Below are 21,708 nucleotides of genomic sequence, written 5' to 3' on the forward strand. Positions count from 1 at the left end.
GGGAATGCCTGAGGTTGTCGGGCAAGCTGTTGAATCATAGACCCGCGGCTTGCCAAGCCGTTGATTTGGGTCAAGCGCAGGTTTGGGGCCCGGTGAGGCCTATTGCGCTGGGTCAAACACAGGCGTCTCCAGCACCCTAAGGTGAGCTGCAAATTGGAGTCAGAATCGTGCTCAACGCCCCGGCCCTGATAGCGAATGCGGATGATCCGCGCGTGCTCACCGCATGTGGGGCCTGGAACGTTGCCAATGTCGAGGCGCTGGAGCGGCTGTGCGCGCACGCCGCGAGCACCGATATCGGCTCGATCGATATACGGCGTGTCACCGCGCTCGACACCGTCGGGGCTTGGCTGCTTGAAAGGCTCGCCCGCGGTCGCGCGACCAGAGCGGCCCTCACAGGTGCCGACGGTCCATATGGCGACCTGCTGGAAGAGGTGCGAGGACTGAACCGTTCCGGCTCGGCCGAACGCAGATCAGTCAACCCGTTGCTGCAAAGGCTCGATCAGCTCGGCCGCGGCAGCAGGCGGCTGGCGTCTGATTCGGCGGCATTTCTGCATATGCTCGGCGCTTTCAGCGCAGCGTTGTTTGGTATTTTCAGGCATCCGCGATCGTTCCGACTGACGTCGACCGTCTATCAGCTCGGCCGGGTGGGCTGGCAAGCGGTGCCGATCATGCTGCTGATCACGTTCCTGATCGGCGCCATCATTGCTCAGCAGGGCATCTTTCATTTCCGCCGCTTTGGCGCGGAATCCTATGTCGTCGACATGGTTGGCATCCTCGTGTTGCGCGAGATTGGCGTGCTGATTGTCGCCATCATGGTGGCCGGACGCTCGGGCAGTGCCTATACGGCCGAGATCGGCGCGATGAAGATGCGCGAGGAGATCGACGCGCTCAGCACCATGGGGCTCGATCCTGTCGCAGTCCTGATCCTGCCACGGATCCTGGCGCTGGTGGTGGCGCTGCCGATCCTCGCCTTTCTCGGCTCGCTTGCGGCGCTCTACGGCGGCGGGCTCATCGCCTGGCTTTATGGCGATATGAGCCCCGCAATCTTCATCGCGCGACTCCACGAGGCGGTCTCCGTCACGCATTTCGAGGTCGGGATCATCAAGGCGCCGTTCATGGCGCTCGTGATCGGACTTGTCGCCGCGGTGGAGGGACTGAGTGTGAAGGGCAGTGCGGAATCGCTTGGGCAGCAGACGACTGCGTCGGTCGTCAAGTCGATCTTCCTGGTGATCGTGCTCGACGGCCTGTTTGCGGTCTTCTTCGCGTCGATCGGGATGTAGCCATGCCCGAAACTCCAGCTATCCACATAAGCAACCTGGTGGTCGGCTTTGGCAAGAAGATCGTCCTCGATCACCTCAGCCTTGACGTGAACGACGGGGAAATTCTCGGCCTCGTGGGCGCGTCCGGGGGTGGAAAGTCGGTGCTGATGCGGACATTGGTCGGCCTGCTGCCGAAGCGGAGCGGGCAGATCGATTTCGCGGGCACCAGCGATAATGAACGCCACTGGGGGGTCCTGTTCCAGCAGGGAGCGCTGTTCTCGGCCTTGACGGCTCGCCAGAACATTCAGTTTCCGTTGCGCGAGCAGGCGCGGCTCTCACCAAGGCTGCTGGAGGAAGTCGCGGACGCCAAGCTCGAGATGGTTGGCCTGACGCGTGAAGACGGAGACAAGTTTCCGTCCGAGCTCTCGGGCGGCATGACCAAGCGGGTTGCGCTCGCGCGGGCACTGGCGCTCGACCCCCCGCTTCTGTTCCTTGATGAGCCAACGTCCGGTCTCGACCCGATCGCTGCCGGTGAATTCGATACCTTGATCCGGACGCTGCATCGGACGTTGCGTTTCACGGTGTTCATGGTGACGCACGACCTGAACAGCCTGCAGGCCATTTGCGACCGCGTCGCCGCGCTTGCCGACGGCAGGATCGCTGCAATCGGGACGCTGTCATCGGTGCTCAAGTCCGATCATCCCTGGGTCCAGGCTTACTTTCATGGCGCCCGGGCGCAGAAGCTGGGCCTCGGCAACTAGGCAAAGAGAGACGCACATGGAAATTCGCGCGCCCTACATCGTCGTTGGTGCATTCGTGTTGTCGGCGATCGTCGCCGTGTTCGGCTTCGTCTACTGGCTGAACAATGTCGGGGGGATCGGAAGACGGCAGACATATCAGCTCGTTTTCGCCGATCCCGTGCCCGGGCTGCTGGTCGGGGCGGGTGTTCTCTTCAATGGCATCCGCGTTGGCGAAGTGACCGCGCTTGAGCTGGTTCCAGACCGTCCGCGCGAGGTTCAGGCCACGATTGCGGTCGCCGAGTACACGCCGGTGCATAGCGATACGCGCGTCGGCCTCGATTTCCAGGGACTGACCGGTGTCCCGGTGATCGCGCTGGAAGGCGGTGACAATCCCGAGGCGCCGTTGGCGCGCGAACCGCTGGTGGCCGAAAAGGGGGCTGGACGGAGCATGACACAGGCTGCCCGCGATGCGCTACGTCGGGTGGATGCCGTCCTGTCCGAGAATGCCGCCCCGCTGCACAGCACGATCGACAATCTTAGCACGTTCGCCGAAGGACTCGCGCGCAATACGCCGAAGCTCGATGGCATCGTGACCGGGCTGGAACGCATGACCGGCGGCGGTGCGCCCGCGCCGCGCAAGGTGGCGTATGACCTTCACGCGGTGGACAGCTTTGGAGCGCAACGCCATGCGAATCTGCCCGAGCAGCTGGTCATGGCGGAGCCGACCGCGATCGCCCGCCTTCAGACCCAGCGCTTTTTGTTTACGCCGGATGAGGAAACTCAGGGATTCGACGGTGCGCAGTGGAGCGATAGTCTCCCTTTGCTGGTGCAGACGCGGTTGCTGCAGAGCTTCGAGAATTACGACGTCAAGCATGCGCCACTGCGCGCCGACAGCGGCGTAGAAGGCGCGCCGCGTCTCCTGATAGACCTGCGCCGTTTCGAAATTGCTCAGGGACCTCAACCGCGCGCGACGATCTCCTTCTCCGCGAAGATCGTGGATCGAAATGGTCAAGTAAAGGCCGCAAAGCTTCTTGAGGGATCTGAAGGAATTAACTCGCTCACACCGTCTGAGGCGGCAGCCGCATTCGATCGAGCCTTCGGCGCCCTCGCGCGCGAGCTTGTGATGTGGGTTGCGGCGACGGACTGAATCAGACCGTTACAGCGGTCTCTCAACGATTGTCCTGGATCAGACTTGCTCGCGGCTGCCGCTAAGCCAAAGGCCTTGCGAACTAGCAGCTCGGGATCAGCAGGCTGCGGCAGTGCCGCGCAATACTGACTTCTTCGTTGGTCGGAATGATCAGTACATCGACCGGGCTGCCCCTCCGCGGCTATGCGTTGTTCGACCTGCGCGGTTGTGGCCGTATCGATGCTGACGCCGAGACAGGAGAGGCGATCGCAGACGCGCTGCCGGATTTCCGGGGCGTGCTCGCGGATGCCGCCGGTGAACAGCAGACATCGAGACCGGCAAGGGGAGTCGCCATCAGGCGACCGCTGCAGCGACACGAAATGTGAAGAGATCGGCGGCCTCACGAGCCGCAGAATCGTGGCTCGCCAGCAGGGCGCCGAGGTCGGCTATGCGCTGGTTCACGGATATGGCGCAGTGTTCGACAAAAAGATGCCCGGCAAAAAGCCGGGCATTGAGTATCGATGCAACCCCAGGGAGGAGAGGTCGATCGTCCTAATGATTCTATTCAAGCATGCTATGGCGGGCGGCGATTTGAGCGAGCGCAATAAATCGAAGATTGATTTTTACTGGGAGTCAGGAGAAGACCGTTCCTGATCCAGTTCGTTTGGCACCATCCCATATGTCCGAAGCACGGTAGTTTTCATACCCGGATGGCCGGTACAGACGACCGCCGCAGCACCAGCATGGCCGAACGTCTTCCATAAGTGCTTGGCGTGCTCGATCGCAGCGGCCGGGCTGGCGCACTTGGCCTGCTGGCCCGGAACAAGTTCGCCATCGGTCCGGTCGTACGGCAGGGCAATGAAATGCGTGATCTCGTCCATCGATGCCCCTTTCTCGTTCGGTCGACCTCACCCAGCAAAGCAGTGTGCGATGACACCTATCTTGATCCGCCTCAGCTCACTTCGTTTGATCCGGATCAAGGCGGAATAGGGCACATCTCGTTGCTGTTGATGGGCGCGAAAGGGAGCTTTGCTTGCCATTGGGCTTTCTCCTCTCGAACTTGGATCGGGTCATGGTGATGGGAAACGTCGTGCACCTTCCGGAATCGCACCGGGCGAACTACGAAGAGTGGCGTTCGGAGCGGAATTTCGTCGGTCCGTCCATCAAGTGCTATTGATGCTCGAGCTGCAACTGCTCCAAATCAGCCGCTTGGTCGCCGTGTGTCCGGCCGGAGCGGCCAGGACGAAGCTGCAGCAGCAGCACGATCAGCTACTCGGTCGCGTCGCGGCCGTGCGACAGCATGCGCGAGCGTTGATCGGCGATTGACGTCGACCCACATTGCGGGCGTCACCTGTCGTCAGAACGCAACATTGCAACGGATTGACGATAGATCGTCCTGCTCGTCGCCATGCGAAGAAGAACCCTGTTGCTGGATTCCGATAGGAGAGGGTACGCGAGTTGAATCTCGCGGCCCAATAGTCTGTGCAGGCCGCTCTCGGGCGAGCCCATATTGCTTCGCCCATGCCCAGGTGAGATCGGGAAACCCGTTTGCAGCAAATCGGTTGGCGAAACGCGATGAATTTCAGGATCTCTCTTGCGCACCGCACGTGCGCAATTGTTGAGCTCAAATTTTGTGGGTTGACCGGACTGGCCGTTATCCAGGCAAGCAATCTGGCGGATGCCTTGCGCGAGAATCGGCAGAGCGAGTCGAGACACCTTACTCAATTGGCTCTTGGTATTTGCGCAGGAGGAGCATGCGTCTAGAGCCCGGCAGCGATCGCGATCCGCATCAATTCCGACATGCTGCGCACATTGGTCTTGGCCATCAAGTTAGCCCGGTAAACCTCGACTGTTCGTGGGCTGATGCCAAGGTCGTGGGCGATCACTTTGTTGATCTTGCCGGCCACGAGCCCCCGCAGAACGTCACGTTCGCGCGGCGAGAGATCCACAAGGCGAGCTTCGGCCTCGCGCTTGACCGTACCGTCGGCGGGGGCCGCCGACTGCATTTGCAAGGCTTCGCCGATTGCACGCAAGAGCGCCTCGTCCTCGAACGGTTTTTCGATGAAGTCAACCGCGCCTGCCTTCATCGCCTCGACCGCGAGTGCGACGTCTCCATGGCCGGTCATCAGAATGACGGGACATGCGACTGCGTCGGCCTTGAGTTTGCGGACCAATTCGAGGCCGCTCATGCCCGGCATACGGATATCAGATACAATGCAGTCGACTGTTCTGCCGGCGAGATGATCGAGAAAATCGGTTGCCGTCTCATAAGAGGTTACGGCAAAGCCGTTGACGTCAAGAAGGAAGGCCAGTGAGTCCCGCATAGCTGGATCATCGTCGATCACGAGAATTGTACGCCGCATTGTCATGCTTCTTCTCCGTCCTCCGCGAACGGGAGGATGAATTGAAAAACCGTGCCGCCACCAGCGTTTGGCATCACATCGATGCGTCCGCCATGGGATTCGATGATGGTCCGGCATATCGAGAGGCCGACGCCCATGCCATGCTCCTTGGTCGTGATAAAGGGCTGAAATAAACGGTCGGCGATATCGGGGCTGATGCCCGGGCCGGTATCGGCAATGGTAAACGTCGCAACACCGTTAGTCTTGGAGACGCCGACGGTCAACTCGCGGCGCGGGCCCGAGGCCATCGCCTCGATCGCATTGCGAACCAGGTTGAGCACGACCTGCTGAATCTGGATTTTGTCGACGATGATCGGGGGCATGTCCCGGTCGCTGCGGATCGCCACCCGGACGCCCTGCTCCCTGGCGCCGAGCAGCGCTAGTGCGACAGCCTCTTCGAGCAGGGTGGCCGGGCTCTCCAGGGACTGTTGGGTCTCGCCCTTCGCGACAAATTCGCGCAGACGCTTGATGATGTCGCCGGCCCGTAGGGCTTGCTGCGCGGCCCGCTCGAGCGCATCCCGAATGCGGGTAGCATCCGGTATCTCCGACGCCAGCAGCGCCTTCGCACCGCGCATGTAGTTCGTGATGGCTGACAGCGGCTGGTTGATCTCATGCGCGATTGAGGACGCCATCTCACCCATAGCGGTCAATCGCGACACATGAACCAGCTCGGACTGCAGCTCCTGAAGCCGCCGTTCCTGCGCCCGACGCTCGGTGAGATCGCGGATAAAGCCGGTGAAGAAGCGTTCTCCGCGTACCTTAGCCTCGCCGACGGCGAGCTCCATCGGAAACGTCGAGCCGTCACTCCGTTCTCCGACCACGATGCGGCCGATGCCGATGATGCGCCGTTCGCCGGTCGTAAGGTATCGCTCGAGATACCGGTCGTGCTCGCCGCGATACGGCTGTGGCATCAGACTCGAAACGTTCGTTCCGACGACCTGGTCCGCTTTCCAGCCAAACAGGCGCTCGGCTGCAGCGCTGAAGGAGCGAATAATGCCGTGGTCGTCGATGACAATCATCGCATCAGGGACCGTGTCGAGGATCGACTGCAGATGGGCCTGGCGATTTCGCGCCTGATCGCTCTCCTTCAGTAGCCGGTCACCCATAAAGCCAAGGATCGGACCGAGGACAGCAAAACAGGCGATATCGATCAGATTCGCAGGCTCAGTGACCAGGCTCCTGCCGAGGAATTTGGCGCTGACGACGAGGCAGAGCAGGGTGGTGAGGATCGCCGGACCGCGGCCGCCGGCGAACGCGGCAAACAGCACGGCGGGGACAAAGATGATCGTGAAGGTCCGGTCTTCGAAATAGTTATCGAGCCCCGCGCGCACCGCGAACACGAGCGCGGCCGCTGCCGCGGCAGTGCCATAGCGGTACCAGATGTGGTCGGACATGTTCCCCCGGCAAAGCCCTCGACCCGCTGAACATTACAACGTTCGGACGATCGAAGCCACTAGCCGCTCCATGCAGATGACCTATTTGACCCAGGCTCGCCAATGTGTGGGTTGTACCACGATGCGTTGGGCGGTCTCCGCCCTTACCCAGCCGCCCGGGATGCGGCGACAAGGAAAGACGAGCTGGTGAATGGCGTTGCCCTCGATCACGGCGAGCTCTAGGTCTCGACCGAAGGGGGCCGTCGCGACCCCCTCCCATGTCTCGCTGACGCCGGCCCCTGGGCGCTGTGGAGCGTCGCGTCCTGGCACGTCAGGCGGCCTTCTGAGTAGCCTCGTCGACACTGCTGGTCTTTCGTGCAAACAGGTTCAGCTCGATCGTGCCCAGCGAACGCGCGGTCTCGATCGCGTACGTCGCGTCGTTCGCGCCGCGCGCGGTAGCACCCTTGGCCCAGTCCTGCAGAGCCGTGATCTTCTCGGCCACCGAGGCGGTGGAATTGAACCTGCGGAAGAGCTCCCAGGCCTCGTTCGATTCGATCTGGATCTGCTCGAACCAGTGCCGGTTCGCCTCGATCAGCTTTTCCGAGAATTCCGACTGGACGGCCATCGCCCGCTTCGCGTTGCTCTGCATGGCATCGGAGACGGGACGGACTTCGCTTTGGTCTGTCATGTTCAACATCCTTCGTAGGGGGAGGCCTTGCTTCCCATACGGGCAGCACTTGCGTGTTGATATGCGTCAACTCGATGACTTCCGGCCCGCACCGGCGCTGCAACCTAGCTGCGCTTGGGATCGACGACTGTGCAGGTTCGCAGGTTGACGAAGTGGACGCCGCCACAGGCGGCGCAGGAGATCGAGTGCAGATCGTCAGCCAGAGGTCCGGACGCGTCATCGGGAAGCAGGCCTTGGACGCGATCACCGGTGGTTGGACACGCGAAGATAATGGGGCGCCAAGCCCTTCGGTCTGCCATTTGCACAATCCTGACGGAACAACATCTTCCAGCGGCACGCGTCGTGCCGCATTGACGCACGTCAAAATTCCGGGAAGACGGTCGAGACGGCGCCGACAGCCTAGAACGGGCGGCGGCGATGGGGCCGGACAGGGTTTGACCTGGCCGGCTGGCTTAGCGAAGGCCGCTTTGCCTGCAACATCATCCGGACGAAGGCCACGACAGCGATCGCGAGCGCTCCGACCAAGGCGAGCAGGTTCTGCAACATGATTTTGTTCTCCTGACTGACTGGCAACATCGTCGATCATGGGCCGCGGAGCCTTGATTCCGGTCAAGTGCGGGCATTGAGGGAGATCAAGACGAATGAGCCGGTCATGTGTGAGCTTGGTGCAGATGTCGAAGGGAGAGCGGCAATGCGCGCACATCAGATCATGGCGAGACATCTCGTCACTGTTGGAACCGAGACCTCCATTGTCGAAGCCATCAAGCTGATGATGGATCACCATATCAGCGGCCTGCCGGTGGTCGACGCGGCTGGAAGACTGGTCGGAATCCTGTCCGAGAGCGACTTTATGCGGCGAAGCGAGATCGGCACGCAACGCCGGCGTAACGGCTGGTTTAAGTTTCTTCTCGGCTCCGGCTACGCAGCCGCGGACTTTGTCCACGAGCGCGGACGGAAGGTCGGAGAGATTATGTCGTGCGACCCCGTCACCGTGACGGAAGAAACGCCCGTGTCTGATCTGGTCGATCTCATGGAGAAGAAGGGCATCAAGCGGCTGCCGGTGATGCGCGGCGGGCGCCTCGTTGGCCTCGTGACGCGGGCGGACCTGCTGCGGGCGGTTGGGTCCATCGCGCACCAGATCCCGGATCCCACGGCGGACGACAACCATATCCACGATCGCATTGTGCGGGTGCTCGACGGTGCAAACTGGTGTCCGCTCGGGCTGCAGGTCTCGGTGCGCGACGGCGTGGTGCACCTTCGTGGGGTCATCATGGACGAGCGGGCGAGGCGGGCTGCGATCGTCGCCGCGGAGAATGTCGCCGGCGTCAAGGAAGTGCACGATCATCTGTGCTACGTCGATACCTATTCCGGCTTCTATATCCAATCCGCGGAAGACGAGCGAGCAGCTGCCGCCAAAGCGGAGGAGGCCGCAGGATGATCGTTCGCCCAGCAATCATACTGACGCCGTTGATCGCGACCGCAGTGGTCAGCGCCGATGTCGTGGGATTCGCCGCAACGTTGCTTGTGATCTGTGCGATCGTTGGTTTCGCGATTGCTGCCGCTGGATGGACCGTCAACGGCAAGACGACGTCAATACCGGCAGTCCGGCCGCCATCCGCGGACTGGAAATCTCGCCAGAAATAGTACCTCGTCCGGTCCGGTTGTCGTTCCTGGTCACGTGAGCCGCACGTCGCGAAATGCGCGTGGTCCGCGCGGTCGAGATCGTTCAAGCCCTGCTCGCCTTGCAATACAGAGCAAGCCGTTGCGACAGATCAATACGGCCGCCTCGCACTGATGGCAGCGTCAGCAACAGGAATCAGCCCATGCGAGGGTGCCATGCCATCATTCGACGTTCGCTTCATCAAAACCGTTTGCGACGACACCGGCCACGAACATCGTGCCTGCCAGGCAGTGTTCAAGGTCGACGCTGCCTCGCTTTCCGCGGCCGCACAGCTGGCCGAGGCCGACTTCTGTAGGCAGAAGGGTGTCCGCGACTGGACGATCTTTGCCGATTCCATGGAGCTTCGAACGCCGCCGACCTTGCCGTCGGCTTGGGGCGGCTGACGATCTTGGGTGGCGATCGAGATCGATTGCCGCGACATCGCACACTTGACCAGGATCAAATCGGCAATCGGGTCTTTCGGCTAGAGGTGGAGCCGAAAGAAGGGATGTGTGAGAAATGGGCGACCGATCAGCTGGCAACAATTCACCGCAATTCGAGAGTCTTCTGGCCCGCTTGCGGGCATTTCTTGCGCGTCGACACGAGTTCGCTCTGTTGACCGCCAGGGAGGTCGACGAGATCGCGCACGAGCTCAATCTCTCGACGCCGGACCTTCGTGCCCTTGCTCGCCAGCAAGGTTCGCCGGAGTTGCTCCGCAAGCGTCTCGAGCATGCAGGCCTGTCCGAGCAGATGCTAGCTTCTTCCTATTGCGATGTGTTGCGGGATCTGCAGCGGGTGTGCGGTCTATGCCGGGAGAAGACACGTTGCGCCGAGGATCTCGCGCGGGAGCGACGAGCCAGCCCGGCAAAATATTGTCCGAACGAAATGACCCTGACCGCGCTGAGCCGCGGCGCCAGCGGCATGCGGCATGGCACCGGAATTGATGTCGATCAAGCACCCGGCAGCGAGACTGTGACTTCCCTGACGTCATCGCACCCAAAGAAAGTTCCCACATGACAGGTCCAACCTCCGTTTCAAAGTCGATGACGATGGGCGAAGCCGGCTTGACGTCGGCACTTGCGGCTTTTGCCTTCGTTAGCTTTCTGGCCGCGGCGATGGGGCACGATGCGGCGTTCAGCTTTCACGCGTCGCTTGCTTGTGCCGCCAGCCTGATCTCCGTAGTCATGATCGGCAATCGCTACCTTGACCGTCCTGCAGAATTGCCACCGGCGGAGATCGGCGGGCGCCCCAATTACAATCTCGGACCGATCAAGTTCGCTTCCGCCATGGCGATGTTCTGGGGCATCGCGGGTTTCACTGTGGGTCTGATCATTGCCATGCAGCTGGCCTGGCCGGCGCTTAATTTTGATCTGCCTTGGACGACATTCGGCCGCCTGCGGCCGCTGCATACGTCGGCCGTGATCTTTGCGTTCGGCGGCAACGTCCTGATCGCAACGTCGTTTTATGTCGTGCAAAAGACCTGCCGCACTCGCCTTGCAGGCGACCTGTCGCCCTGGTTCGTCGTGGTCGGCTACAACTTCTTCATCCTGATTGCTGGCACCGGCTACCTGCTTGGCGTGACCCAGTCGAAGGAATACGCCGAGCCGGAATGGTATGCCGACTTCTGGCTGACGATCGTCTGGGTGACGTATCTGCTCGTGTTCCTGATGACGCTGGTGAGGCGCAAGGAGCCGCATATCTTCGTCGCCAACTGGTTCTACCTGGCGTTCATCATCACGATCGCGGTGCTGCATCTCGGCAACAATCCCGCGCTGCCGGTTTCCTTCCTCGGCTCGAAGTCCTACATCGCCTGGGGCGGTGTGCAGGATGCGATGTTCCAGTGGTGGTACGGCCACAATGCAGTCGGGTTCTTCCTGACCGCCGGCTTCCTGGCGATCATGTACTACTTCATTCCGAAGCGGGCGGAGCGTCCGGTCTATTCATACCGGCTTTCGATCATCCATTTCTGGGCGCTGATCTTCCTCTACATTTGGGCCGGCCCGCATCATCTGCACTACACCGCGCTGCCGGACTGGGCGCAGACGCTCGGCATGACGTTCTCGATCATGCTCTGGATGCCGTCCTGGGGCGGCATGATCAACGGCCTGATGACGCTGTCGGGAGCGTGGGACAAGCTGCGCACCGATCCCGTGCTGCGCATGATGGTGGTGTCGGTCGCCTTCTACGGCATGTCGACCTTCGAAGGCCCGATGATGTCGATCAAGGTGGTCAACTCGTTGAGCCACTATACCGACTGGACCATCGGCCATGTGCATTCCGGCGCATTGGGCTGGGTCGGATTCGTCTCGTTCGGCGCGCTCTACTGCCTGATCCCCTGGCTGTGGAATCGCCAGCTCTACAGCCTGAAGCTGGTCAACTGGCACTTCTGGATCTCAACCATCGGCATCGTGCTCTACATTTCCGCGATGTGGGTGTCGGGAATCCTGCAAGGCCTGATGTGGCGTGCCTACACCTCGCTCGGCTTCCTCGAATACTCCTTCATCGAATCTGTCGAGGCCATGCACCCCTTCTACATCATTCGCGCAGCGGGCGGTGCGCTGTTCCTGGTCGGCGCCCTGATCATGGCCTTCAATCTCTGGATGACGGTCAATGCCGGCCAGGCCAGCGAAACCGAGGGCGCCGGCGCTCTCCAGCCTGCCGAATAGGTCACGCAATGTCCATCTGGAATCGACACAAGATCTTTGAGAAGAACTCTATCATCCTGATCGCCGGCATTCTCGTCGTCATTGCGATCGGCGGGCTGGTCGAGATCACGCCGCTGTTCTATCTGAAGAGCACGATCGAGGCGGTCGACGGCGTGCGGCCCTATACGCCGCTCGAGCTCGCCGGCCGCAACATCTATGTCCGCGAGGGCTGCTATCTCTGCCACTCGCAGATGATCCGCCCGTTGCGTGACGAGGTCGAGCGCTATGGCCACTATTCGCTCGCGGCCGAGAGCATGTACGACCATCCATTCCAGTGGGGCTCCAAGCGCACCGGACCGGATCTTGCGCGGGTCGGCGGCAAGTACTCCGATGATTGGCACGTCACTCACCTGATCAATCCGCGCTCGATCGTTCCGCAGTCGGTGATGCCCGGGTACCGGTCGCTCGCGAAGACGGAACTCGATCCGTCCGACGTCGCGGCTCATCTGCGGACGAATCGCGCGGTCGGCGTACCCTATACCGACGAGCAGATCGCCAACGCAGTCGCCGATCTCAAAGCGCAGGTCGATCCCGACAGCCCCGGCTCCGATCCGTTTCAGAAGCGCTATCCGAAGGCCCTGGTCCGCAATTTCGACGGCAAGGCCGGCAATCCGACCGAGCTCGACGCCCTGATCGCCTATCTTCAGATGCTCGGCACGCTCGTCGACTTCAAACTCTACAACGAAAAAGCCAATCTGCGCTGAGGCCGCAAGCATGAAAGCGATCATTCACGTCGAGAATTTCGCGTCGAGCCTGGTCGGTACACTCTGGACCCCGATCTTCGTCGGAATCTTCATCGCCATCGTCGTCTACGCGCTTTGGCCCCGCAACAAATCTCTCTTCGATGCTGCAGCCCGGATGCCGCTGCGGGAGGACTGACTGATCATGAGCGAGCACAATGAGATCGACCGTGTTTCCGGCCGCAGCACGACCGGTCATGAGTGGGACGGCATCAAGGAACTGAACACGCCGCTGCCGCGGTGGTGGGTCCTGACATTCTATGCAACGATCATCTGGGCGATCGGTTACTGGGTCGTCTATCCGGCTTGGCCGCTGGTGTCGGGCTACACCACCGGTCTGTTCCAGTATTCTACCCGCGCGAGCGTCACGACCGACCTGGCCGATCTGGAAAAGCTGCGCGGCGAGAAGATGGCGGTGCTCGGCAACGCGTCGCTGGCCGTCATCGAGAGGGATCCGGCGCTGCTGGCGCTGGCGCGTGCCCGCGGCAAGACCGTGTTCGCCGACAATTGCGCGCCGTGCCACGGCAGCGGCGGCGCCGGCGCGAAGGGTTATCCGAACCTGAACGACGACGACTGGCTGTGGGGCGGCTCGCTTGACCAGATCATGCAGACGATCCAGTTCGGGGCACGGTCAGGACACGCAAAGACCCATGAAGGGCAGATGCTGGCATTCGGCCGCGACGGCATTCTCAAGAAGGAGGAGATCGTCACGGTCGCGAACTATGTGCGCTCGCTTTCCGGCCTTTCCACCGCGCCGAAATTCGACGCCGCGGCCGGAATGAAGCTGTTCACTGAGAATTGCACCAGCTGCCACGGTGACAACGGCAAGGGCAACCCGGAGCTGGGTGCGCCGAACCTGGCCGATCATATCTGGCTCTATGGATCCGACGAGGAGACTCTGGTTGAGACCATCGCCAACGGCCGCGCCGGGGTCATGCCGGCCTGGGTCGGTCGGCTGGACCCTGTCACCGTCAAGGCGCTGGCGGTCTATGTGCACTCATTAGGCGGCGGCAAGTAGCCCGCCGCGAGGGCGGCCGGGATGATTGACCGAAGTCAAACCCGGACATGGTGCGGGGATGTAGGTTTCAATGAGAGCCTCATTCGAGCAACCCATGAACAAGCCCGTGCCGCCTGATGAACTCATAGCCGACGACAATGGGCCGCTTTACGCGCCTCGCAAGAAGGTTTTCCCGCAGAGCGTCTCCGGCCGATTCCGTTCGATCAAATGGCGGCTGATGGCCGTCTGTCTCGGCGTCTACTATCTGCTACCCTTCGTGCGCTGGCATCGGGGCCTCGGCGCGCCCGACCAGGCGGTCCTGATCGATTTTCCAAACCGACGCTTCTATTTCTTCTTCATTGAGCTGTGGCCGCAGGAAATCTACTATTTCACCGGCCTTTTGGTGCTCGCGGCTCTCGCCTTGTTTCTGATGAACGCACTGGGTGGCCGGATCTGGTGCGGCTATCTCTGCCCGCAGACGGTCTGGACGGATCTTTTCTATGCGGTCGAGCGGCTGGTCGAAGGTGACCGCCGCGCCCAGATCAAGGCCGACGCGGGCCCAATGACCGCAAAGCGCGCCGGTCGCCGTGCATTGAAGCACGCAATCTGGCTGATGATCGCCTGGTGGACCGGTGGCGCCTGGGTGCTCTACTTCGCCGATGCGCCGACCCTGGTGCGCGATCTTGCGACTTTTCAGGCGCCGGCGGTCGCCTATGTCTGGATCGCGATGCTGACCGCGTCGACCTATCTGCTGGCCGGCTATATGCGCGAGCAGGTCTGCGTCTATATGTGCCCGTGGCCGCGGATTCAGGCCGCACTGACCGACGAATGGGCACTCAACGTCACATACAAATACGATCGCGGTGAGCCGCGTTGCTCGGTCAAGAAGGCGTTCGACATTCGCTCGCTCGGCGAGAAGGCCGGCGATTGTATCGATTGCAACCAGTGCGTTGCCGTGTGCCCGACCGGGATCGACATTCGCGATGGCGCGCAGCTTGGCTGCATCCAGTGCGGCCTGTGCATCGATGCCTGTGACGCCGTCATGACCAAGGTCAGCCGCAAGACCGGCCTGATCGGGTACGATAACGATATCAACGTTCAGCGGCGCGTCGCCGGCAAGCAGGAGATTTTCAAGCCCGTTCGCGCCCGTACCGTCGTCTACGCCAGCCTGATCACCGTAGTCTGCGCCGTGATGCTTTACGCGTTGATGTCGCGAACCCTGCTCGACGTCAACGTGCTGCACGACCGCAATCCGATCGCGGTGCGTCTCAGCGACGGCGCGATCCGCAATGGATACACACTGCGCTTCCTCAACAAGCGCGGCTTTGATCGTGTGATCGCGATCGATGTCGATGGACCCGCCGAAGCGAAGCTGCACGTCATCGGTGCGGACTCCGTGACGCCAGATCGGCCGATGATCGTTCTTGCGCGCGACACCACCACCGAACTGCGCGTGCTGGTGACGGCGCCGTTCGATGAAAAAGCGGAAAAGTCGGTGCCGGTCACATTCCGCGTCACTGATATCGGTCTCGGAGAGGTCGCCTCCGCGACCGACCACTTCGTCCTTCCCTAAGCACGGAATTTCATCATGGCAGTCTCAAGTCAAGCCGCGCGACCTATCACCGGACGTTTCGTCCTGGTCACGACGGTCGCGTTCTTTGCCGTCGTCATCAGCGTGAACATGGTCATGATGCGCCTTGCGATTACGACTCTTCCGGGCACCGAGGTCGACAGCGCATACAGCGCCAGCCTCGCCTATCAGCGCGAGATCGACGCGGCCAGACAGCAGAACGAGCGCGACTGGCGGGTCCGGGCGCATATCGACCGGCGGCCAGACGGCAGCGCTGCAATCGCGCTGGAGGCGCGTGACCACGCCGGAGCGCCGCTGACGGGACTGAGTTTCCTCGCTCGGCTCGAGCGGCCGATCGATCATCGCGCAGACCGGGCGATCGAGATCACCGAGGCCGAGGGTGGGAGCTATAGCGGCCGCGCCGAGGGCGTCGCCGCGGGGCAGTGGGACCTCGTCATAGAGGGCGACGCTGACGGCGGCCGCATGTTCCTGTCGAAGAATCGAATCCTGCTGAACTGAAGGTGGATCCTATGCAGGCGGATATCGACTTCTCTCACTATCTGAAGAGCACGGGCGTCGGGCTCATCCATCTCGATCTCGCAGTCGAAGGCATCAATTGCGCGGGCTGCATGGCCAAGATCGAGCGCAATTTGTCAACCATACCGGACGTCACCTCGGCCCGCGTGAACCTGACGAACAGTCGCCTTGCACTGGAATGGAAGGCGGGTGCTCTTGACCCGGCGCTGTTCGTAAGCCGTCTCGCGGAGCTCGGCTACAAGGCCTATCCCTTCGAGCGGAATGATGCCGAAACCCAGGAAGCCCGGCGTGCGCAAGCCCTGTTGCGCCGATTGGGTGTCGCCGCCTTTGCGGCGATGAACGTCATGATGCTGTCGGTCCCGGTATGGTCCGGCAACGTCTCCGACATGCTGCCGGAGCAGCGCGACTTCTTCCACTGGCTGTCGGCGCTGATCGTGCTGCCGGCGGCCGCTTACTCGGCGCAGCCCTTCTTCTCGTCGGCGTTGTCAGCGCTGCGGGCGCGCGGCGTCAACATGGACGTGCCGATCAGCATCGGCATCGTGCTCGCGCTGGCGACCTCGGTGATCGAGACCGTAAACCACGCCGAACATGCCTATTTCGATGCCGCGATCATGCTGATCGCGTTTCTGCTTGCCGGTCGTTATCTCGACCAGAACATGCGGCGGCGCACTCGCGCCTTTGCCGGCAACCTGGCTGCCCTCAAGGCGGAGACGGCGACGAAGTTCGTCGGTCCGACCGAGATCAAAACAGTCCCGGCAGCCGCGATCCGCCCCGGCGACATCGTTCTGCTGCGGCCCGGAGAGCGCTGCGCGGTCGATGGCAATGTGATCGAGGGCCGCTCGGAGGTCGATCAGAGCCTGATCACGGGCGAAACCTTACCGGCGATAGCCACGCCCGGCAGTGCGGTGTTCGCCGGCACTCTGGTCCGTTCAGGCACATTGCGCATCCGCGCGTCCGCGGCTTCGGGCGGCACGTTGCTCGACGAAATATCCCGGCTGCTCGATCACGCGCTGCAGGCGCGCTCGCGCTACCTTCGCCTGGCGGAGCGGGCATCGAGGCTCTATGCCCCCATGGTTCACGCGACCGCATTTCTCGCGATGCTCGGCTGGTTGGCCTATGGCGCGAGTTTTCACGATTCGATCGTGACCGCGATTGCGGTCCTGATCATCACCTGTCCCTGCGCGCTGGGGCTTGCCGTTCCGGCCGTGCAGACCGTTGCATCCGGTGCGCTGTTCAGTTCAGGTGTGCTGCTCAACGCCGGCGATGCGATCGAGCGTATCGCTGAGATCGATCGGGTGATCTTCGACAAGACAGGGACGTTGACGCTGCCCGAGCTTGATGTCGCCAATCTCGCGGACATTCCAGACGATGTCTTGAAGATTGCAGGCCGGCTGGCACTCTCGAGCCGTCATCCGGTCGCTGCCGCCGTTGCGCGCAGGGCGGGCGTCGCCTCACCGTTGCCCGACATCCAGGAAGAACCAGGCCAGGGCCTGCACGGCTTTCTTGAGGGGCGTCCGATCCGGCTGGGCCGCCCGTCATTCTGTGGCGCGGACAACTTGGCCAACGAGATTCTGTGCCGCGATCCGGAGGCTTCCGTCGTCGCATTCAGCCACGGCGAGAGCAAATATGCCTTCGCAGTCCGGCAGAGGCTACGGCCGGACGCGGCCGAAGTGGTGGCAGGGCTGGCGCGCATGGGCATCGCCGTCGAGATCGTGTCCGGGGATCGCGAACCTGCGGTCCGGCTGACGGCCGAAGTGCTCGGCGTGCATGAATGGCGCGCCGAGGTGTCTCCGGTCGACAAGATTGACCGGATCGACGAGCTGGCGCGCCGGGGCTGCAAAGTTCTGATGGTCGGCGATGGCCTGAACGATGCGCCGGCTCTTGCTGCGGCACACGCGTCGATGTCGCCCGTTACGGCCACGCACATGAGTCAAGCGATCGCCGATGCGGTCTTTCTTGGCGAGCGTCTTGCGCCGGTGCTGGCCGCGGTCAAAGTGTCGCGCAAGGCGCTGCGGCTGATGCGGCAAAATCTCTGGCTTGCTGTCGTCTACAACGTGCTGGCGGTACCGATCGCGATCGCCGGCCTAGTCACGCCGCTGATCGCCGCCGCGGCCATGTCAGGCTCTTCAGTGATCGTGATGTTCAATGCACTGCGAGCACGAACGAGGGAAGCGGCCTGATGGAAGTTCTGGTCATTCTGGTCCCGTTAGCGCTCGCGCTTGGCTTTGCCGGGCTGCTCGGCTTTCTCTGGTCACTCAAGAGTGGACAGTATGACGACCTCGATGGCGCAGCCTGGCGTGCCATCACCGACGATGAGCCCGTCAGTGGTCAAGGCCGGTCCAAGTAATGAAAGTACAGCAATGAAGCCGCCGATGCGATCGTGAGCGCCGTGCAGGCGAGCGCAAGCACCAGTGTCCAGTCTGTCTGCCGCAATCGCGGTGTCCGCGACCGCAGGAGCAGGACTGAGACCAGTCGGTTGATGGCGCCAAACCGCGCCATCGTCAGCAGCAGCACGTCGGAAGCACGTCAGGCTGCCAATGGCGCCAGTGTGTCGCCGACACGGTAACAGGCTGCATCGTGGCGGCGTCCAGCCACCCCTCGGTGTGGCGGATGCAGGGGACGCCGAGCGGCTGACGTTCGCCATCAATCATTGCAAGCTCGATCACGCAACCGAATGGCGCCGACGCGATGTCGTGCCATCCCAAAAGGGTGAGCCGGCGAAACCATGATGTGAATGTGTGGCGCACGCAAGCCTCCGGTCGATGTTCCGCTTTGTCGCACGTGTAGCAGGTCACGCGATTGACGTGGCTCAAAGTCTGCGGTGCGGACGGCGAGGGGGCCGTTGACGCAGCACAATCCACCAAGCGGGAGAGCTGCATATTCTTGAGGTGCCCACGGCAAAGGAAATCCGGAGCAAACGCTACGGAGCGTTACCGGCCGGGTTGACGGAGATCAACTCAAGACCCGCGGCGACGCGATTAACTCTCATCGCGCAGTATCGTGCCAGATCTCGCTGACATCCGCTGAACAAGGAAGACGTCCATGGCGACGATGCAGAGGTTAACGGGTTATCGGGGCCCAGCACTGTTCTCCTACGGCTTTCGGCCGTTCTTTCTGTTCGGCGCCATCTACGCCGGCGCAATCGTTCCATTGTGGATGGCGGTTTTCTTTGGGGATGTCAGCCTTCCAACCGCGTTGGCGCCACGGGACTGGCACGTGCATGAGATGCTGTTCGGTTACGTGGGTGCGGTGATAGCAGGTTTCCTCCTGACCGCCGTTCCGAACTGGACAGGGCGCCTCCCGATCCAGGGCGGTCCGCTCGGCGCTCTGTTCGCCATCTGGCTTGCCGGAAGACTGGCCGCGACATTCTCAGGCATCATTGGCTGGCAATTCGCGCTTGCGATCGACGCTACGTTCTGGCTGTTGCTCGCCGCCGCAGCCGCCCGCGAGATCATCGGTGGACGAAAGTGGGGCAATCTGAAACTGGTCGGCATCGTATCGCTGCTTGCGGCCACAAACATCGCTTTCCATATCGAAGCACATTTCAATGGCATTGCGGACTATTCAGCGCGGGCCGGTGTTGGTCTTGTCGTTACGCTGATTTGCGTGATCGGAGGGAGGATCGTTCCGAGCTTTACGCGCAACTGGCTCTCGCGCCAGAAGCCGGGCCGGCTGCCTGTTCCCTTCGGCCGATTCGACGCGGCGGCGGTCGCTATCGGTGCGAGCGCGATGGGTGCATGGGCTGTGGTTCCTTCCGGTCGCGCGGTCGCGGGCGCCCTGGGAGTTGCTGGAGTGCTCCACGTCATCCGCCTTGCTCGCTGGGCTGGCCATCGAACGATATCGGACCGACTGGTCCTGATCCTCCATGTTGCCTACGCGTTCGTGCCTGCCGGCTTTTTCCTGGCGGCGCTATCTTCGCTAGACCTCGTCGCCCCCAGCGCAGGAATCCATGCATGGACCGGCGGTGCGATCGGCTCGATGACGATCGCAGTGATGACACGGGCGTCGCTCGGTCATACGGGGCAGGAGCTTTCGGCATCCACTACCACTCAGGCCGTTTACGCCTCGATCATCGTCGCAGCGCTGGCGCGGATATGCGCGGCTGTCGATCCAACCTATTCGATCTCGCTGTTGATGATCGCGGGTATCGCATGGACGGGTGCGTTTCTTGGATTCGCGCTGTCCTATGCTCCCGCCCTGTGTCGCGCACGCAGGTTCTGAGGCCACCGCCCGTCAGAGGCTCACCATGGGCGCGGAGGAGGTAGTGATGGAAAACGCGGTTGGAACTACGGTCCAGCCGCAAAGACAGTGCACTCGCTGAGCGTTCTCTTCGTCGCTCTCGCTTGGGCCTTGGATACGTTCGGAGAAGAGTTGTCCGAGGGGCTCAACGCGGGAGACCGGACTGGTCCGCTCACCGCCTACCCAAACGATCTGTCTGACACCGTCAGATGGCTGTTGCACTTGAACCCGCGCACGAACGAAAGGTGCACGTATCTGGTGCGGTTTCTGGTGCGGTCGTCGCGCTGCGGGCAACGAGAACGAAGTAAGCTATTGATCTCATTGGTGGGCCCGGCAGGACTCGAACCTGCAACCAGACCGTTATGAGCGGCCGGCTCTAACCATTGAGCTACAGGCCCCGCCGCCTTGCGGGCCGCGGGGCGCGGCCGGCAACGGTGCGGGCTCCGTTTACAGGCTGACTGCGGTTTCGGCAATGCCGCCCCCGCGTCCCTGTGCCATCGCCGCCGGGCCGGCCACGTCTTGCGGCCGGTATCGCTGGAACAGCGGCCGGCAGCCATCCTGCATGGCCCTCCGTCTCCCTGGCGACCGGCGCCTCAATCTACCGAGACGCCGGCAAACTCGACGACTTTGCGCCATTTCTCGGTCTCGTCGGCCACCAGCTTGCCGAATTCGGCCGGGGCCATCGGCTTCGGGATGCCGCCGACCTCGGCGAGGCGCGCCACGAGCTTGGGATCCTTCAGCGCTTCGCCCACCGCCGCATTGAGCGCGTCGACGATTTCCGGCGGGGTGCCCTTCGGCGCCGAGATGCCGTAGAAGCCGACCGCCTCGAATCCCGGCACGGTCTCGGCGATCGCCGGCACGTCGGGCACGCTCGCCCAGCGTTTCGGCGAGGTGACGCCGAGCGCGCGGACGTTGCCGCCGCGGGCCTGCTCCAGCGCCGACGGCAGATTGTCGAAGATCAGCTGCACCTTGTTGGAGATGATGTCGGGGAAGGCGATCGCGGATCCCCGGTACGGCACATGCAGCATGTCGCACTTGGTCATCGCCTTGAACAGCTCGGCCGACATGTGCACCGAGGTGCCGTTGCCCGACGAGGCATAGGAGATCTTGCCGGGATTGGCCTTGCAGTAGTCGATGAACTCCTGGACGGTCTTCACCGGCATCGCGTTGGAGACCACCAGCATGTTGGTGAGCTGCATGATGCTCGCGACCGGGGTGGTGTCGCGCAGGAAGTCGAACGGCAGCTTCTTGTAGAGCGAGGTCGAGATCGCGTTGTTGGGTGCGACGAACAGCAGCGTATAGCCGTCAGCGGGCGAGTTGATCGCGGCCGCGGCGGCGATGTTGCCGCCCGATCCGGTGCGGTTCTCGACGATGAATTGCTGGCCGAAATGATCCGACAGCCACTGGCTCATGATGCGGGCGACGATGTCGACCGGACCGCCGGCGGCAAACCCGATCACCCACCGCACCGGGCGGTTCGGATAGTCGGATGCGGATGAGGGGGCAATCGAGGCGAGGCAGCAAATCAAACCAAGCAAAGCGACACGCGCGAACCGGATCATCGTCTCTCCCGTCATTTTCTTGTGACTGTTGCCGGCATCGTTTCACAAAACGCTGGCTTTGCCTACGATGTCGCCCGTGCGACGATAGTCGCGCTTACGTGGAATGCTTG

Annotated in this window: 22 protein-coding genes and 1 tRNA gene; 16 read left to right on the forward strand and 7 right to left on the reverse strand. The window is 62.2% G+C overall.

Annotated features, from left to right (window positions below; all coding sequences use genetic code 11):
- Positions 1-257: 257 nt before the first annotated feature.
- The 4 genes from I6F38_RS30465 to I6F38_RS30480 all read left to right on the forward strand — a co-directional run bounded on the left by I6F38_RS30465 (position 258) and on the right by I6F38_RS30480 (position 3,779).
- The gene (locus I6F38_RS30465) at positions 258-1,280 is read left to right on the forward strand and encodes an ABC transporter permease (protein WP_225163017.1); all 1,023 of its coding nucleotides are present in this window, start codon (positions 258-260) and stop codon (positions 1,278-1,280) included.
- Between the two features lie 2 nt (positions 1,281-1,282).
- Positions 1,283-2,020, forward strand: coding sequence for an ATP-binding cassette domain-containing protein (locus I6F38_RS30470; protein WP_212059532.1), 738 nt, complete (start codon positions 1,283-1,285; stop codon positions 2,018-2,020).
- Between the two features lie 16 nt (positions 2,021-2,036).
- Positions 2,037-3,146 carry an MlaD family protein gene (locus tag I6F38_RS30475; RefSeq protein WP_225162999.1) on the forward strand — a complete coding sequence of 370 codons (1,110 nt, stop codon included), beginning with the start codon at positions 2,037-2,039 and terminating at the stop codon, positions 3,144-3,146.
- Between the two features lie 294 nt (positions 3,147-3,440).
- Positions 3,441-3,779: a hypothetical protein gene (locus I6F38_RS30480; RefSeq protein ID WP_225163000.1), complete on the forward strand. Its 339-nt coding sequence runs from the start codon at positions 3,441-3,443 to the stop codon at positions 3,777-3,779.
- On the opposite strand, the gene I6F38_RS30485 is transcribed toward I6F38_RS30480, so the two are convergent.
- From I6F38_RS30485 to I6F38_RS30505, 5 genes are all read right to left on the reverse strand, one after another.
- Positions 3,749-4,006, reverse strand: coding sequence for a hypothetical protein (locus I6F38_RS30485; protein ID WP_225163001.1), 258 nt, complete (start codon positions 4,004-4,006; stop codon positions 3,749-3,751). The genes I6F38_RS30480 and I6F38_RS30485 overlap by 31 nt on opposite strands.
- Before the next feature lie 879 nt (positions 4,007-4,885).
- Entirely contained in the window at positions 4,886-5,494 is a 609-nt protein-coding gene (gene fixJ, locus I6F38_RS30490) for a response regulator FixJ (RefSeq protein ID WP_225163002.1), read from the reverse strand.
- Positions 5,491-6,921: a PAS domain S-box protein gene (locus tag I6F38_RS30495; protein ID WP_212059525.1), complete on the reverse strand. Its 1,431-nt coding sequence runs from the start codon at positions 6,919-6,921 to the stop codon at positions 5,491-5,493. Before I6F38_RS30495 ends, fixJ begins: the two co-directional genes overlap by 4 nt.
- A gap of 310 nt (positions 6,922-7,231) precedes the next feature.
- Positions 7,232-7,588 (reverse strand): hypothetical protein, encoded by a 357-nt coding sequence (locus I6F38_RS30500; protein ID WP_225163003.1) that lies wholly within the window; start codon positions 7,586-7,588, stop codon positions 7,232-7,234.
- A 399-nt stretch (positions 7,589-7,987) separates the two neighbouring features.
- A complete protein-coding gene (locus I6F38_RS30505) occupies positions 7,988-8,134 on the reverse strand; it encodes a hypothetical protein (protein ID WP_212059617.1) in 147 nt (48 codons plus the stop codon).
- Positions 8,135-8,279: 145 nt separating this feature from the next.
- Here I6F38_RS30505 and I6F38_RS30510 point away from each other — a divergent pair, with 145 nt between their 5' ends.
- The 12 genes from I6F38_RS30510 (at position 8,280) to I6F38_RS30565 (ending at position 20,018) form a co-directional block, all read left to right on the forward strand.
- Positions 8,280-9,026: a CBS domain-containing protein gene (locus tag I6F38_RS30510; protein ID WP_212059521.1), complete on the forward strand. Its 747-nt coding sequence runs from the start codon at positions 8,280-8,282 to the stop codon at positions 9,024-9,026.
- A gap of 398 nt (positions 9,027-9,424) precedes the next feature.
- Entirely contained in the window at positions 9,425-9,652 is a 228-nt protein-coding gene (locus I6F38_RS30515; protein ID WP_069276607.1) for a hypothetical protein, read from the forward strand.
- A 115-nt stretch (positions 9,653-9,767) separates the two neighbouring features.
- The gene (locus I6F38_RS30520; protein WP_225163004.1) at positions 9,768-10,265 is read left to right on the forward strand and encodes a hypothetical protein; all 498 of its coding nucleotides are present in this window, start codon (positions 9,768-9,770) and stop codon (positions 10,263-10,265) included.
- Between the two features lie 26 nt (positions 10,266-10,291).
- A complete protein-coding gene (ccoN, locus tag I6F38_RS30525) occupies positions 10,292-11,914 on the forward strand; it encodes a cytochrome-c oxidase, cbb3-type subunit I (protein ID WP_225163018.1) in 1,623 nt (540 codons plus the stop codon).
- 8 nt (positions 11,915-11,922) lie between these two features.
- Positions 11,923-12,657 (forward strand): cytochrome-c oxidase, cbb3-type subunit II, encoded by a 735-nt coding sequence (gene ccoO, locus I6F38_RS30530; protein WP_225163005.1) that lies wholly within the window; start codon positions 11,923-11,925, stop codon positions 12,655-12,657.
- Positions 12,658-12,667: 10 nt separating this feature from the next.
- Complete coding sequence (locus I6F38_RS30535) at positions 12,668-12,832, forward strand: cbb3-type cytochrome c oxidase subunit 3 (protein ID WP_225163006.1); 165 nt, start codon at positions 12,668-12,670, stop codon at positions 12,830-12,832.
- Between the two features lie 6 nt (positions 12,833-12,838).
- Positions 12,839-13,711 carry a cytochrome-c oxidase, cbb3-type subunit III gene (gene ccoP / locus I6F38_RS30540; RefSeq protein WP_225163007.1) on the forward strand — a complete coding sequence of 291 codons (873 nt, stop codon included), beginning with the start codon at positions 12,839-12,841 and terminating at the stop codon, positions 13,709-13,711.
- A gap of 94 nt (positions 13,712-13,805) precedes the next feature.
- Complete coding sequence (gene ccoG / locus I6F38_RS30545) at positions 13,806-15,263, forward strand: cytochrome c oxidase accessory protein CcoG (RefSeq protein ID WP_225163008.1); 1,458 nt, start codon at positions 13,806-13,808, stop codon at positions 15,261-15,263.
- A gap of 15 nt (positions 15,264-15,278) precedes the next feature.
- Positions 15,279-15,779: a FixH family protein gene (locus I6F38_RS30550; protein ID WP_018268764.1), complete on the forward strand. Its 501-nt coding sequence runs from the start codon at positions 15,279-15,281 to the stop codon at positions 15,777-15,779.
- Between the two features lie 11 nt (positions 15,780-15,790).
- Complete coding sequence (locus tag I6F38_RS30555; RefSeq protein WP_225163009.1) at positions 15,791-17,977, forward strand: heavy metal translocating P-type ATPase; 2,187 nt, start codon at positions 15,791-15,793, stop codon at positions 17,975-17,977.
- A complete protein-coding gene (ccoS, locus tag I6F38_RS30560; RefSeq protein WP_028340002.1) occupies positions 17,977-18,144 on the forward strand; it encodes a cbb3-type cytochrome oxidase assembly protein CcoS in 168 nt (55 codons plus the stop codon). Before I6F38_RS30555 ends, ccoS begins: the two co-directional genes overlap by 1 nt.
- A 695-nt stretch (positions 18,145-18,839) precedes the next feature.
- On the forward strand, positions 18,840-20,018 hold the full coding sequence (locus I6F38_RS30565) for an NnrS family protein (protein ID WP_225163010.1): 1,179 nt from the start codon (positions 18,840-18,842) through the stop codon (positions 20,016-20,018).
- Between the two features lie 340 nt (positions 20,019-20,358).
- Here I6F38_RS30565 and I6F38_RS30570 read toward each other — a convergent pair.
- Positions 20,359-20,434, reverse strand: a tRNA-Ile gene (locus tag I6F38_RS30570).
- A gap of 195 nt (positions 20,435-20,629) precedes the next feature.
- On the reverse strand, positions 20,630-21,598 hold the full coding sequence (locus I6F38_RS30575) for a tripartite tricarboxylate transporter substrate binding protein (RefSeq protein ID WP_225163011.1): 969 nt from the start codon (positions 21,596-21,598) through the stop codon (positions 20,630-20,632).
- Positions 21,599-21,708: the final 110 nt, after the last annotated feature.

This window comes from Bradyrhizobium sp. BRP56 (assembly GCF_020194035.1).
GTDB classification, from domain to species: domain Bacteria; phylum Pseudomonadota; class Alphaproteobacteria; order Rhizobiales; family Xanthobacteraceae; genus Bradyrhizobium; species Bradyrhizobium australafricanum.

Bases quoted from the DNA above. Each gene is read 5' to 3' on its own strand.
- I6F38_RS30550 (WP_018268764.1), top strand. From the start codon at position 15,279: ATGGCAGTCTCAAGTCAAGCCGCGCGACCTATCACCGGACGTTTCGTC.
- I6F38_RS30510 (WP_212059521.1), top strand. From the start codon at position 8,280: ATGCGCGCACATCAGATCATGGCGAGACATCTCGTCACTGTTGGAACC.
- fixJ (WP_225163002.1), bottom strand. From the start codon at position 5,494: ATGACAATGCGGCGTACAATTCTCGTGATCGACGATGATCCAGCTATG.
- ccoN (WP_225163018.1), top strand. From the start codon at position 10,292: ATGACGATGGGCGAAGCCGGCTTGACGTCGGCACTTGCGGCTTTTGCC.
- I6F38_RS30555 (WP_225163009.1), top strand. From the start codon at position 15,791: ATGCAGGCGGATATCGACTTCTCTCACTATCTGAAGAGCACGGGCGTC.
- I6F38_RS30515 (WP_069276607.1), top strand. From the start codon at position 9,425: ATGCCATCATTCGACGTTCGCTTCATCAAAACCGTTTGCGACGACACC.
- I6F38_RS30575 (WP_225163011.1), bottom strand. From the start codon at position 21,598: ATGATCCGGTTCGCGCGTGTCGCTTTGCTTGGTTTGATTTGCTGCCTC.
- ccoO (WP_225163005.1), top strand. From the start codon at position 11,923: ATGTCCATCTGGAATCGACACAAGATCTTTGAGAAGAACTCTATCATC.
- I6F38_RS30505 (WP_212059617.1), bottom strand. From the start codon at position 8,134: ATGTTGCAGAACCTGCTCGCCTTGGTCGGAGCGCTCGCGATCGCTGTC.
- I6F38_RS30475 (WP_225162999.1), top strand. From the start codon at position 2,037: ATGGAAATTCGCGCGCCCTACATCGTCGTTGGTGCATTCGTGTTGTCG.
- I6F38_RS30565 (WP_225163010.1), top strand. From the start codon at position 18,840: ATGGCGACGATGCAGAGGTTAACGGGTTATCGGGGCCCAGCACTGTTC.
- I6F38_RS30495 (WP_212059525.1), bottom strand. From the start codon at position 6,921: ATGTCCGACCACATCTGGTACCGCTATGGCACTGCCGCGGCAGCGGCC.
- ccoP (WP_225163007.1), top strand. From the start codon at position 12,839: ATGAGCGAGCACAATGAGATCGACCGTGTTTCCGGCCGCAGCACGACC.
- I6F38_RS30485 (WP_225163001.1), bottom strand. From the start codon at position 4,006: ATGGACGAGATCACGCATTTCATTGCCCTGCCGTACGACCGGACCGAT.
- I6F38_RS30470 (WP_212059532.1), top strand. From the start codon at position 1,283: ATGCCCGAAACTCCAGCTATCCACATAAGCAACCTGGTGGTCGGCTTT.
- I6F38_RS30520 (WP_225163004.1), top strand. From the start codon at position 9,768: ATGGGCGACCGATCAGCTGGCAACAATTCACCGCAATTCGAGAGTCTT.
- ccoG (WP_225163008.1), top strand. From the start codon at position 13,806: ATGAACAAGCCCGTGCCGCCTGATGAACTCATAGCCGACGACAATGGG.
- ccoS (WP_028340002.1), top strand. From the start codon at position 17,977: ATGGAAGTTCTGGTCATTCTGGTCCCGTTAGCGCTCGCGCTTGGCTTT.
- I6F38_RS30500 (WP_225163003.1), bottom strand. From the start codon at position 7,588: ATGACAGACCAAAGCGAAGTCCGTCCCGTCTCCGATGCCATGCAGAGC.
- I6F38_RS30535 (WP_225163006.1), top strand. From the start codon at position 12,668: ATGAAAGCGATCATTCACGTCGAGAATTTCGCGTCGAGCCTGGTCGGT.